This window comes from Arthrobacter sp. S39 (genome assembly GCF_004320525.1).
Classification (GTDB): domain Bacteria; phylum Actinomycetota; class Actinomycetes; order Actinomycetales; family Micrococcaceae; genus Arthrobacter.
Window position 1 is genome coordinate 1 of the sequence record NZ_SIHX01000017.1, and the last position, 12,187, is coordinate 12,187.

At 66.1% G+C, this 12,187-nt stretch carries 17 protein-coding genes; 13 read left to right on the forward strand and 4 right to left on the reverse strand.

Annotated elements, in window-relative coordinates; genetic code table 11:
* The 9 genes from EYS21_RS23850 to EYS21_RS21280 all read left to right on the forward strand — a co-directional run.
* The coding region (locus EYS21_RS23850) for an HNH endonuclease signature motif containing protein (RefSeq protein ID WP_242633548.1) at window positions 1-388 on the forward strand (388 nt) is incomplete at its 5' end.
* Between the two features lie 105 nt (window positions 389-493).
* The gene (locus tag EYS21_RS21245) at window positions 494-841 is read left to right on the forward strand and encodes a hypothetical protein (protein ID WP_242633549.1); all 348 of its coding nucleotides are present in this window, start codon (window positions 494-496) and stop codon (window positions 839-841) included.
* Between the two features lie 74 nt (window positions 842-915).
* Entirely contained in the window at window positions 916-1,689 is a 774-nt protein-coding gene (locus EYS21_RS21250) for a GAF and ANTAR domain-containing protein (protein ID WP_242633550.1), read from the forward strand.
* 72 nt (window positions 1,690-1,761) lie between these two features.
* A complete protein-coding gene (locus EYS21_RS21255; RefSeq protein ID WP_131135234.1) occupies window positions 1,762-2,100 on the forward strand; it encodes a YnfA family protein in 339 nt (112 codons plus the stop codon).
* A gap of 57 nt (window positions 2,101-2,157) precedes the next feature.
* A complete protein-coding gene (locus EYS21_RS21260) occupies window positions 2,158-2,484 on the forward strand; it encodes a winged helix-turn-helix domain-containing protein (protein WP_131135235.1) in 327 nt (108 codons plus the stop codon).
* Entirely contained in the window at window positions 2,481-3,206 is a 726-nt protein-coding gene (locus EYS21_RS21265) for a cation transporter (RefSeq protein WP_131135236.1), read from the forward strand. The genes EYS21_RS21260 and EYS21_RS21265 overlap by 4 nt, the downstream gene beginning before the upstream one ends.
* Window positions 3,197-3,508: a thioredoxin family protein gene (locus tag EYS21_RS21270; protein ID WP_131135237.1), complete on the forward strand. Its 312-nt coding sequence runs from the start codon at window positions 3,197-3,199 to the stop codon at window positions 3,506-3,508. The genes EYS21_RS21265 and EYS21_RS21270 overlap by 10 nt, the downstream gene beginning before the upstream one ends.
* Window positions 3,509-3,658: 150 nt before the next feature.
* Window positions 3,659-4,327 (forward strand): alpha/beta hydrolase, encoded by a 669-nt coding sequence (locus EYS21_RS21275; RefSeq protein WP_131135238.1) that lies wholly within the window; start codon window positions 3,659-3,661, stop codon window positions 4,325-4,327.
* Window positions 4,328-4,490: 163 nt separating this feature from the next.
* Window positions 4,491-4,748, forward strand: a complete 258-nt coding sequence (locus EYS21_RS21280; protein WP_165478373.1) for a hypothetical protein — start codon at window positions 4,491-4,493, stop codon at window positions 4,746-4,748.
* Window positions 4,749-4,921: 173 nt separating this feature from the next.
* On the opposite strand, the gene EYS21_RS21285 is transcribed toward EYS21_RS21280, so the two are convergent.
* Genes EYS21_RS21285 through EYS21_RS21300 form a run of 4 tightly spaced genes read right to left on the reverse strand, consistent with a single transcriptional unit; the run spans window position 4,922 to window position 7,251 of the window.
* The gene (locus tag EYS21_RS21285; protein ID WP_131135239.1) at window positions 4,922-5,686 is read right to left on the reverse strand and encodes an ABC transporter permease; all 765 of its coding nucleotides are present in this window, start codon (window positions 5,684-5,686) and stop codon (window positions 4,922-4,924) included.
* Entirely contained in the window at window positions 5,683-6,552 is an 870-nt protein-coding gene (locus EYS21_RS21290) for an ATP-binding cassette domain-containing protein (RefSeq protein ID WP_131135240.1), read from the reverse strand. Before EYS21_RS21290 ends, EYS21_RS21285 begins: the two co-directional genes overlap by 4 nt.
* Window positions 6,549-6,920, reverse strand: coding sequence for a DUF1048 domain-containing protein (locus EYS21_RS21295; RefSeq protein WP_131135241.1), 372 nt, complete (start codon window positions 6,918-6,920; stop codon window positions 6,549-6,551). Before EYS21_RS21295 ends, EYS21_RS21290 begins: the two co-directional genes overlap by 4 nt.
* A gap of 1 nt (window position 6,921) precedes the next feature.
* Window positions 6,922-7,251: a PadR family transcriptional regulator gene (locus EYS21_RS21300; protein WP_131135242.1), complete on the reverse strand. Its 330-nt coding sequence runs from the start codon at window positions 7,249-7,251 to the stop codon at window positions 6,922-6,924.
* A 363-nt stretch (window positions 7,252-7,614) separates the two neighbouring features.
* Here EYS21_RS21300 and EYS21_RS21305 point away from each other — a divergent pair, with 363 nt between their 5' ends.
* The 4 genes from EYS21_RS21305 to kdpC are packed head-to-tail and all read left to right on the forward strand — an operon-like array spanning window position 7,615 to window position 12,159.
* Window positions 7,615-7,713, forward strand: a complete 99-nt coding sequence (locus EYS21_RS21305) for a potassium-transporting ATPase subunit F (RefSeq protein ID WP_131135243.1) — start codon at window positions 7,615-7,617, stop codon at window positions 7,711-7,713.
* Between the two features lie 7 nt (window positions 7,714-7,720).
* On the forward strand, window positions 7,721-9,388 hold the full coding sequence (kdpA, locus tag EYS21_RS21310) for a potassium-transporting ATPase subunit KdpA (protein ID WP_131135244.1): 1,668 nt from the start codon (window positions 7,721-7,723) through the stop codon (window positions 9,386-9,388).
* On the forward strand, window positions 9,385-11,526 hold the full coding sequence (kdpB, locus tag EYS21_RS21315) for a potassium-transporting ATPase subunit KdpB (RefSeq protein WP_131135245.1): 2,142 nt from the start codon (window positions 9,385-9,387) through the stop codon (window positions 11,524-11,526). Before kdpA ends, kdpB begins: the two co-directional genes overlap by 4 nt.
* Before the next feature lie 9 nt (window positions 11,527-11,535).
* On the forward strand, window positions 11,536-12,159 hold the full coding sequence (gene kdpC / locus EYS21_RS21320; RefSeq protein ID WP_131135246.1) for a K(+)-transporting ATPase subunit C: 624 nt from the start codon (window positions 11,536-11,538) through the stop codon (window positions 12,157-12,159).
* Window positions 12,160-12,187: the final 28 nt, after the last annotated feature.

Consider the following 12,187-nt stretch of genomic DNA (forward strand, 5'->3'; position numbering starts at 1 on the left):
ATCCCTGGACAACGAAGCGGACCACCTCCGCCCTTGGCACCAGGGCGGAACCACCGGCGTGTCGAACCTGGGAAATCCATGTCCCCGTCACCACCGGCTCAGACACACCAGCGGGTGGAGACCTACCCCGGCCACGAAAAACGAGCCGCCCGGCTGGATCTCACCGTCCGGCCGGCACTACACCAGCGAACACCAGGACTGGGAACCACCACACTTACCCAAAGAACTGCAACCGGAAGTGGCAGCCACGCCAACGTCCAACGTGGCAGCAACCGAGCACGGGCCGCCCCCAACCTCGCGTGACAAATTCTGCCGCCCGGACTTCGCCCACACCGGGCTCTCCCTGGGAGAAGACGGCCTCGAGCGGTTCCTCCATGCCCACGCCTGACCCGCGACCCACTGACACAGAGAAATCATCCGGGCGAAACACCCCGGCAACCTCGCCACGGCATGCTTGGCCTTACGGGGATACAACGAGTTGGAGGCGGCTCACATGGGAACTCAGGGGAACAACACGGGACGCGGCAGGGTCAGCACTGGCCGGATCCATACCGGACCGGTCCAGACCGAACGGGTCGGCACTGACCGGCTGCAGGCCGGCGACTACATCGAGGCGTGGCACAACGGCAAGCTTTTCCACCAGGGCCGGGTGACCGACGTCGTACCCAAACTGGATCTGTTCTGGATCCTGGACGCACGGTCCGGCACCCGCAGGCTGCTGGACCCGGAGGCGCTGGACATCATCAGGCGCGAAGACATGGCACTGGACGGCAGCGAACCCCGTAACTACCCAGCGGGAGCGCCGGACCGAACCCCTAACGCGGAGCCGATGTCCGCCTGAATTAGGGAGGTCCGCGTCCGGCTGCGGGTGTACCGTCAAAAGGGGACCTGGCTTCGGCGAAGGAGGCGGAACATTTGAACCAGAACCAGCTGGGGGCAACCACCGGTGAGAGCCGGACGGCGCGCGATGCGCCAGCGGGCGGGGACGAACACAGACTTTTGGAGCTTGTCCTGGACAGCCCGGAAATCACGTCGTTCCTCACCGAGCTGGCCATCATGACGGCGTCCTGCCTCTCCACCCAGGACAACCTCATTGAGTGCGGCGTGACTGTTGTACGGGAGAAAAAACCTGCGACGGCGGCCTGCAGCGACGCGCGGGCGGCATCCCTCGATGAACTCCAGAACGGCTTCGGCGAAGGGCCGTGCCTGACTGCCCTGCACGAGAACAGCACCACGCTGGTACCCGACCTCCTGGCCGAGGAGCGCTGGCACCGCTACACCGAGGCCGCGCTGGATAACGGCGTCCGGTCCATCCTGGCCGTCCCCCTGAACCTGGGCGGCGAGGCGCAGGGCGTCACCAACCTCTACTCCAGGCAGCCCAACGGATTTTCGGATCTGGATGTCCTGACCGCCGAAAACTTCGTGGCCAACGCGTCCCGGTCCATGCAGCTCGCCCTGAGCATGGCACGGCTCAAAGGGGTGCACGACGACCTGGTGGCAGCCATGCAGTCGCGGACCATTATCGACATGGCGGTGGGCGTGGTGATGGCGCAAAACGGCAGCAGCCAGGAGGAGGCCATCAGTATCCTCACCCGGGCGTCCAACAGCCGCAACCTGAAGCTGCGCGACGTGGCGTCCACGGTGGTGGGCTCCGTGGGCCGCAAGGATACGGAGAGCCGGGCCTCTTAAGGAGAACGGACAGTACGACGGCGGTGCGGGGCCGGCAAACAGACAAACCCCATCCACTGCAATGATGAATCCGTGACTATCGCAAAAACGGTTCTGTTGTTCGCCCTGGCCGCTGTGGCTGAAATTGGCGGGGCCTGGCTCGTTTGGCAGTCGGTCCGCGAGGGCAAGGAGTGGTGGTGGGCCGGACTGGGAGTCATTGCCCTGGGAATCTACGGCTTCGCCGCGACGCTGCAACCGGACGCCCACTTTGGCCGGATTCTCGCCGCGTACGGCGGCGTGTTCGTGGCCGGGTCCCTTGCCTGGGGCATGATCTTCGACGGGTTCCGGCCCGACCGGTGGGACGTCACGGGTTCCATGATCTGCCTGCTCGGGGTCGCCGTGATCATGTTCGCGCCGCGCAACGCGGGCTGAACAGCCCATTATGAGTACATGATTGCGTGAATACATTCACGGATGTACTTTGGTTGCGTGGAAACCCTCGTTCATGCCCCAGTACTTGCCCGGTTCGGCTACGCGGTCTCTGACCCTACCCGGGCCCGGATTCTGCTGGCTTTGGCGGATGCTCCCGGCTATCCGTCGGACCTGGCCGACTCCCTGGGCGTCTCGCGGCAGAGCATGTCCAATCACCTGACATGCCTGCGGGGCTGCGGGCTGGTGGTCGCCGTTCCGGACGGACGGCGGACCCGGTATGAGCTCGCGGATGCCAGGTTGGGCCACGCGATCAGGGACCTGCTGGGGGTAGTCCTGGCCGTGGATCCCGCCTGCTGCGCTCCGGACGGGACGTGCCTGGTATGACCACCACCATTCAAGTTGCACCTACAGCCGCCCGCCGTGCGGTCCTGAACCGCCGCATCCGCCTGTTCGCGGCCGCGACAATCACCTACAACGTCGTTGAGGCAATCGCCGCACTCTGGGCGGGCAACCTTGCTGATTCTTCGGCCCTGATCGGCTTCGGACTTGATTCGGTGATCGAGGTGGCTTCCGCCGTCGCCCTCTCCTGGCAGTTTTCCGCGAAGGACCCCGAACGCCGCGAGCGCCTGACCCTGCGGATCATCGCCATCTCCTTCTTCGCCCTTGCCCTGTTCGTCTCCGTGGATTCGGTCAGGTCCCTGACCGGCGGCGGCGAGGCGCAGCATTCCACTCCCGGCATCGTGATCGCCGCCCTGAGCCTGGCCATCATGCCCGTCCTGTCCTGGCTCCAGCGCCGCGCGGGCCGGGAACTTGGCTCCCGCACCGCCGTCGCAGATTCAAAACAGACCCTGCTGTGCACCTACCTCTCGGCAGTTCTGCTGCTGGGTCTGGTGCTCAACAGCGCACTGGGATGGTGGTGGGCAGACGCCGGCGCGGCGCTGGTCATCGCCGGGATCGCCGTCCGGGAGGGCCTCAATGCCTGGAAAGGGGACGCCTGCTGCGCCGTCGTCCCGGCCAAGGGCACCGCAGGCGACGACGGGAAAGCTGATGCTTGCTGCGCTGGCTGCGGATCCGGCACCGACCCGGACGAGGACACGTGCGCATAGAACTCCTCCACATCGATGACTGCCCGAACACGGCGGAAGCCCTCGAGCGGCTGGAACTCGCCCTCGCCGCGTTGGGGCGCCAGGACGTTCCGGTCATTTTGCGGGAGGTCAAGACGGCGGTAGATACGGCCGGGACCGGATTTGCCGGCTCGCCCACCATCACCGCAGACGGGGCCGACATCTTCCCCGACGCGGCGCCAGCGAGCGATCTCGCCTGCCGGATCTACCGCACGCCGGACGGTCTGGCTGGCGTCCCGACACTCGATCAGCTGACGGAAGCGCTGGCGCGCCATGGCCTCTGAGATGTACCGCCAATGTTCCTGCTGCGGCCGGACCGTGAAGCGCGAAAAGCTCCATGCCCTCGGTGCCGAGCCCGCCTATATCTGCCGAAGATGCGGGCTGTGGGTCGCATTCCGGCGCCGGCCCAAATCCGCGCGGCGTACCATCACCGAATGACCACGTTCATTCTGATACCCGGCGCGGGCGGGACAGCCTGGTACTGGAGCCATGTAGTCCCCCTGCTGCAGGAGGCTGGCCACGAGGCCGTCGCCGTCGACCTCCCCGGTGACGACGACGGCGCCGGGCTGCCCGAGTACACGCGCCTGGTTCTCGACGCCATCGGCGAGCGGTCCGACGTCGTGCTCATTGCGCAGTCACTCGGCGGCTTCACCGCACCGCTCGTCTGCGCCCGGGCCTCCGTGCGGGAACTGGTCCTGGTGAATGCGATGATCCCGGCACCGGGCGAGACGCCGGGCGCGTGGTGGGACAACACCGGCTGGGATGCCGCGCGGCTGGCTGCAGCGGCGGCCAACGGCTACAGCCCGGAGTTCGACGACGGCATTTACTTCCTGCACGACGTCCCGCCGGACATCGCGGCCGAAGGGGAACCGTATCAACGCCCCGAAGCGGGCGCGGTGTTTGCCTCAGTGTGCGACTTCACGGAGTGGCCCGATATCCCGACCCTTGTCCTCGCCGGCAAGGCGGACCGGTTCTTTCCCGTGGACTTCCAGCAGCGGATCGCCCGCGAGCGCCTCGGGATCGACCCTGACGTCATAGCCGGCGGCCATCTCCTCGCCCTGGCAAACCCCCGCGGCGTGGCCGACTACCTGCTGCGGGGCTGAACATAGGACCGTTTGTCCAGCTCCGGCCGTTGCACCAAAGATAAATGTCAGCCCCTGCCCGTACCCTCCGTGGAGAAGCAAAAGCCGAACCCTTGGAGAACGCGTTACCGTGACAACAACAGCAAGCGAAACAACCCTCGATGCCGCAGTGGACGTCCGCTTCATGTCCGGCCGGCCCTTGGCCATCCGGCACGCCGGGCAGATCTGGGTCGTCGCGGAAGATCCCGTGCAATGGTTCACCAGAGACTCCTGGTGGGACACCCGTCGATCGGCGCCGGTAGGTATCGGGAACGTCGTGGACATCGAACACTGGCGCGTGCAGGTCCGCCTCGGATCCTCCTCCTCGGCACTGCGGACCTTCGAGCTGCGTCGCGAGCCGTTGTCCGAACAATGGCTCCTCGAATCCATCGCCCATGGCTGAGCCCCAACCGGGGGTCCACCCGGATCGGGGGCGAATGCAGAGCAGCGTGGAACAGCCTGGTCTGCCCCCGCTTCAGCGTTAGGCCTGTTAACTGGCTTCGCCCGCTTCCCCGTGGGGGGGAGGCGGGCGGAGTCGTTTGCCGCGGAGTGCCCTGCCGTGGGCGGCGCTCGGCCTCAGCTGATCTTGCGGCGGTAGATGGCGATCGCGAAGGCGTAGCCGACGGCCAGCAGGCCGACGAGCCAGGCGAGGGCGACCCAGATGTCACTGCCGACGGGCTCCTGCGCGAACAGGGCCCGGATGGTGTTCACGATGGAGGTCACTGGCTGGTTCTCGGCGAACCAGGCGACCGGGCCGGGCATCGAGTCGGTGGGCGCGAAGGCCGAGCTGATGAACGGCAGGAAGATCAGCGGGTAGCTGAACGCGCTTGCGCCGTCCACAGTCTTCGCCGAGAGCCCGGCGATCACTGCGATCCAGGTCAGGGCGAGGGTGAACAGGATCAGCACGCCGGCGACGGCAAACCAGGCGGTCACGGATGCTCCGGTGCGGAACCCCATGAGCAGCGCGACGCCAATGACGAGCGCCACCGAGACCAGGTTCGCGGCCAGGGAGGTGAGCACGTGCGCCCAGAGCACGCTCGACCTCGCGATCGGCATGGACTGGAAGCGCTCGAAGATGCCGCCCTGCATGTCAAGGAACAGCCGGTACGCGGTGTAGGCAATACCGGACGCGATGGTGATGAGCAGGATGCCGGGGAGCATGTAGTTGATGTACGACTGGTCGGATCCGGTGTTGATCGCACCGCCGAAGACGTACACAAACAGCAGCATCAGCGCGATCGGGGTGACGGCGGTGGTGATGATCGTGTCTGGGCTGCGGAGGATGTGGCGCAGCGAGCGGCTCGTCAGGACCCTTGTGTCGCCGAGAACGTGGGTGGTCATCGGACTTCCTTTCGTACTGGAACCGGGCCGGCGCTGCGGTCGGCGTCGGCGGTGTTGGTCGGGTCGTCGTCGGCGGTGCCGGTCTCGCCGGTGTCGCCGACGAGGGCGAGGAAGACGTCCTCGAGAGAGGGCTGCTTCTCCACGTATTCGACCTTGGCGGGCGGGAGGAGCTGCTTGAGTTCGGCGAGGGTCCCGTTCTGGATGATGGTGCCCTTGTGCAGGATGGCGATGCGGTCGGCAAGCTGTTCGGCCTCGTCCAGGTACTGCGTGGTGAGCAGCACCGTGGTGCCCTGGCCGGCCAGACGCTTCACGGTCTGCCACACCTCGATGCGCGCCTGGGGGTCGAGCCCCGTGGTCGGTTCGTCGAGGAAGATGACCGGCGGGTTCCCGATCAGGCTCATCGCAATGTCGAGCCTGCGTCGCATGCCGCCCGAGTACGTCGCCACCTTCCGGGAACCCGCATCGGTGAGGGTGAACTGCGCGAGCAGCCCATCCGCGATCGCCCCCGGGTCCGTCAGGTGCCGCAACTTGGCGATGAGCACGAGGTTCTCCCGGCCGGTGAGTACTTCATCGACCGCAGCGAACTGGCCGGTCAGGCTGATCGACTCGCGCACATCGCCGGGCTTCGCGGCGACGTCGAACCCATTGACCGTGGCTGTGCCGGCGTCGGCCTTCAGCAGCGTGGACAGGATCTTCACCATGGTGGTCTTCCCGGCCCCGTTGGAGCCGAGGAGGGCGAAAATGCTGCCCGCCGCCACCTCGAAGTCCACCCCGCGCAGGACGTGCAGGTCCTTGAACGACTTCTCGATGCCCTGCACCCGGATCGCGGGTCCGCTGACCCGGTTTCGTGTCACCTCGGTGCTCATGACCCTGCCTCCTTCGCTTTCGCCTTGTCGACCGCCTCGTTCAGGCGGGCCCGTTCCTTGTCGATCCACCGTTTTCCGCCGTAGGCCTGGGCGAAGCTCTCGGCGAACTCGATGGGGTCTTCGCCGACGATCTCGCTCACGGGTGTGCCGTCTATGGCGGCGCGTTCCCAGAGGTCCGCGAGGTCCACGAACATCTGCACGATGGTGTCCCCCTCGGTGACCCCGCCGTAGTACATGAAGTACCTGTTGAAGGCGGTCGCCACGGAGCGGTAGGGCTCAGGCAGGGCATCCAGCCGGGCCTTGGCCTGCTTGTACTGCTTCTTCTGCTCGAGCGAGCCGGTTACCAGCTCGATCCATTTTGCTGCCATGTCACTTTCCTCCCGTGCGGAGCTGTTCAAGCCGTTCGGACAAGAAGCTCCATGTGTTCCAGAATTCGTCCAGTTCTTTTTCGCCCAGTGCGTTGAGCGTGTACACCTTGCGTGGCGGCCCTTTTTCGGAGGGCCGCTTCTCGACGTCCACCAGGCCTTTTTGCTCGATCCTGACGAGCAGTGCGTACACGGTGCCCTCAGCGATTTCGGTGAAACCCTGCGCCCGGAGCAGCGTCGTGATTTCGTACCCGTAGGCCGGGCTCCCGGTCAGGAGGGCCAGAACAATGCCCTCCAGCGTCCCTTTGAGCATCTCCGTCATTTGCTTGCCCACCGGACACCTCCTCCACTACTCAGTGTTACTAGCTACTAGTACATAGTATCGCTAAGTAGCTGATGCGCAAGCCCCCAATTTGCGGCAGGAATGGACCGCCGGTTGTGGCTGGTCCACGTTGCCGTTAAGACCGCGTCAAGATTCCGTACGGGTGCATTAAGGATTCGTCAGGAACGCGTCGCGCCCAGATTCCCGGGGGTTGACTGGGACCAGCCCCACACGGGGGTGCGTTCGAAAGGAACCTGCAATGGCCGACGCGGCTGTAGTTGGAATCCTCATGGTGTCCATGGGATTCGTCATGTGGATCGGCCACCTTCTGGCCGAAGTGGTCAGCGGTGCAAGTGATCGCGGCGAGGACGGACTATGAGCCTGGATGCGATCATCTGGCTGGCGTTGGCCGTTGCCGGCGTGTGCCTGTCCGGGTACCTGCTGGCGGCCCTGATCCACCCCGAAAAGTGGTGATCCAGCCATGACATTCAACACCGCATCATTCCTGATCCAGGTCTCGGCGCTGCTGCTGGCCCTTGCCGCGTTGCATAAACCTCTCGGCGTCTACCTTGCACGCGTATTTGAGGGCACCACCTCCACCAGGCCGGAGCGGCTGTTCTACCGCCTCGCCGGCGTCGACGCGGGCACCGAACAGACCTGGTCCGTTTACCTGCGCAGCGTCCTGGCGTTCTCCGCGGTGTCCATCCTGGTGGTCTTCCTGCTCCAGCGGCTCCAGGGCGTGCTCCCGGGCAGCGGGACACTGACCGGGGTGGACCCCTGGGTGGCCATGAACACTGCCATCTCGTTTGTTACCAACACCAACTGGCAGACCTACGTGCCAGAAACCACCGTCGGCATCTTCGTGCAGATGGCACTGCTGGCGGTGCAGAATTTTCTGTCCGCGGCGGTCGGAATCGTCGTCGCTGTGGCACTGATCCGTGGCATCGCCAGGGCGAAAACCGACAGGCTGGGGAACTTCTGGGTGGACCTGGCCCGGACAACGTTCCGCGTCCTGCTGCCGATGGCCGTGGTAGCGGCTGTGGTGATGGTCATTGGCGGAGTGGTGCAGAACTTCTCGCCCACCGACGTCATCAACCAGGCAACCGGCACAACCCAGAGCATTCCGGGCGGTCCGGTGGCCTCCCAGGAAGCGATCAAAATCCTCGGCACCAACGGAGGCGGCTATTTCAACGCAAACTCCGCCCACCCGTTTGAGAATCCCAACGTCTTCATCAGCCTGTTCCAGGTGTTCCTGCTGCTGCTGATTCCCTCTGCCCTCCCCTACGCCTTCGGCCGGATGGTGGGCGACCAGAAGCAGGGCTACACCGTGGCCGCCGTGATGGGAACACTCTGGCTGACCTCCGTTTCCCTGACCGGGTGGGCCGTCGCAGCCGGCCAGGGAACCGCGACGGCGGTTGCCGGCGGGCTGGGCGAAGGGTTCGAGCAGCGCTTCGGCGCGGCTCCCAGCGCCATCTTCGCCGCCGCCACCACCCTGACCTCCACGGGAGCCGTCAATGTCGCCCACGATTCACTGCCGCCGCTGGCCGGCGGGGTGGCCATGGTGAACATGATGCTCGGTGAAGTGGCCCCCGGCGGAACCGGATCCGGGCTGTACGGGATGCTGATCCTGTCCATCATCTCCGTGTTCATCGCCGGGCTGATGGTCGGCCGGACACCCGAATACCTGGGCAAGAAAATCGGCCCACCCCAGATGAAGCTCTCCGCCATGTACATCCTGGTCACCCCGATCCTGGTGCTGGCCCTTGCCGGCATCACTGTCCTGCTGCCGGACGTGATGACCAACGTGCCCGCGTCCGGGCCGCACCAGTTCAGCGAACTGCTTTATGCCTTCACCTCCGGGGCGAACAACAACGGCTCCGCGTTCGGCGGGATCACCAGCTCGGGACCGTATCTTTCGACGATGCTCGGAATCGCCATGCTGCTGGGGCGGTTCCTCCCGATCGTCCTGGTTCTGGCCCTGGCTGGATCGTTCGCCCGGCAAGGCAAAATCCCCACGTCCGCCGGGACAGTGCCCACACACGGTCCCCTGTTCGGCGCGCTGCTGCTGGGCGTGACCGTCATCCTGACAGCCCTCAGCTATTTTCCCGCCCTCGCCCTGGGCCCGCTCGCAGAAGGACTCCTCCAATGACGCGCACGACGACCCGCACCCAGACGGGCCTGGCCACCGTCCCGGAAACCTTGGCCGACGGCAACCCGCTCGGCACCCCCGGCGACCACAAGCACCACACCAAGGCCCCGGCGAAACTGACCGCATCCAGCGTGGCGGCAGCCCTTCCGGTCGCCATCCGCAAACTCGCACCGCGCCAGATGATCCATTCACCGGTCATGTTTACCGTGCTCGTCGGGGCAGGCCTGTGCACGGCCATCTGCCTGGTCCGCCCGTCGGTATTCAGCATCGCGGTGACGGCTTGGCTGTGGCTGACGGTCCTGTTCGGCACACTTTCCGAAGCCATCGCCGAGGGCCGTGGCAAGGCCCAGGCCGACAGCCTCCGGGCCAGCCGGCAGGGCGTGCAGGCGAAGCTCCGGCTGCCCGACGGCGGCACTAAGGAGGTCGCCGGCACGGAACTGCGCCTGAACGACGTCGTCATTTGTGAGGCCGGGGACGTGATCCCGTCCGACGGCGAGATCATCGAGGGCCTGGCCAGCGTTGATGAATCAACCATCACCGGCGAATCAGCACCGGTCATCCGCGAATCCGGCGGAGACCGTTCCTCGGTCACCGGCGGCACCAAGGTCCTCTCGGACCGTATCGTCGTGCGCATCACGGCCGAGCCGGGTCAGACGTTCATCGACCGGATGATCAAACTCGTCGAAGGCGCCGTCAGGCAGAAGACCCCTAACGAGATTGCCCTGCACGTCCTGCTCGTGTCGCTCACTATCGTGTTCCTGGTGGTCACGATGTCCTTGGCACCGTTCGCGTCCCTCGCGGGGGCAACGCCGTCACCGATCGTGCTCGTGGCGCTGCTCGTGTGCCTGATCCCCACCACCATCGGTGCCCTGGTCCCGGCCATCGGCATCGCCGGAATGGACCGGCTCGTCCAGCACAATGTCCTGGCCACGTCCGGACGGGCCGTCGAAACAGCAGGTGACATCACCACGCTGCTGCTGGACAAGACCGGAACCATCACCTACGGCAACCGCCGCGCCGTCAACTTCTTCCCCGCCAACACCGTCGACATGACCGAACTCATCGAAGCGGCCCGGCTCTCCAGCCTCGCCGACGAAACCCCCGAAGGGCGGTCAGTGGTGGACCTCGCGGCCGGGAAGGGCGTGAGCGGGCCCGAGCTGGCGGAGCTCGGCCGCGGCCCGGAACAGCTCACCGTGGTCGAATTCAGCGCCAGCACCCGCATGAGCGGCCTCGACCTGGACGGCCGGCAGGTCCGCAAGGGTGCGGCGTCCGCAGTAACCGCCTTCGTTGCGGACCTGGGCGGCAGCATTCCGGCCGAGGTTGGCCGCCGGGTGCAGGAAATCTCAGCCCAGGGCGGCACCCCGCTGCTGGTTGCCACGGCAACCCACGACGGCGCCCGGATCCTGGGCACGATCCACCTCGCCGACGTCGTCAAACCCGGCATGCAGGCCCGATTCGCCGAGCTGCGGAAAATGGGCATCCGTACCGTAATGGTCACCGGCGACAACCCCGTGACCGCGAAGGCAATCGCCGCCGAGGCCGGCGTTGATGACTTCCTCGCCGAAGCCACCCCCGAGGACAAGCTTGCCGTCATCAAAAAGGAGCAGGCCGCCGGGCGCCTCGTGGCCATGACCGGGGACGGCACCAATGACGCCCCGGCGCTGGCCGCCGCGGACGTTGGCGTCGCGATGAACTCCGGCACCCCGGCCGCCAAGGAGGCAGCCAACATGGTGGACCTCGACTCGGACCCGACGAAGCTCATCAACATCGTGGGCATCGGCAAGCAGCTGCTGATCACCCGGGGCGCCCTCACCACCTTCTCCATCGCCAACGACGTCGCGAAGTACTTCGCCATCGTCCCCGCCCTGTTCACCGCGACCTATCCGGGCCTGGGGCTGCTGAACATCATGGGGCTCACCAGCCCCGCATCCGCCATCCTGTCCGCCGTCATCTTCAACGCCCTGATCATCATCGCCCTGATTCCCCTGGCGCTCCGCGGCGTGAAATACCGGGCTGTCTCCGCCAACCAGGCGCTCGGCCGGAACCTGCTCGTCTACGGGCTCGGCGGGCTCATCGCACCGTTTATCGGGATCAAAATCATTGACCTGATCATCTCCCTCATCCCCGGCATCGGCTAGGAACATCCCATGAACACGCTCACCGGCTACCTCCGCCAGGCCGGAACCGCCGTCCGGTTCCTGCTCCTCGCCACCGTGATCCTCGGGCTGGCCTACCCGCTCGCCGTCTTCGGCGTCGGACAGCTCATCGCCCCGTACCAGGCCAATGGCTCCATCATTAAGGACGACGGCGGCGCTCCCGCGGCGTCCGCGCTGATCGTCCAGGCCACGGCCGACGACGCCGGCACCCAGGACCCCAACTGGTTCCATGCCCGGCCCTCGGCCGTGGCCTGGGACCCGGCGTCATCCTCGGCCACCAACCTCGGCCCCAACGAGCCCAAACTCGTTGACGCCGTCACAGCCAACCGTGCCGCCGTCGCCGCGGCTGAGGGCGTGAAGGAAGCCGACGTGCCTGCCGACGCAGTGACCGCCTCCGGGTCCGGGCTGGACCCGGACATTTCTCCGGCGTACGCCAGGCTGCAGGTGGCCCGGGTGGCGGCAGCCCACGGGCTCGGCGTCGACACCGTCAAGGACCTCGTGGACCGGAACACCAGCAACGGCATGGAGGCGTTCCTGGGCCAGCCGTCCGTCAACGTCACAACCCTGAACCTGGATCTCGCTGCCGCCGCAGCCGGCTCCCGGCCGCAGCAATGACCCGGCCACTCCCAGTGGGAGAATGACG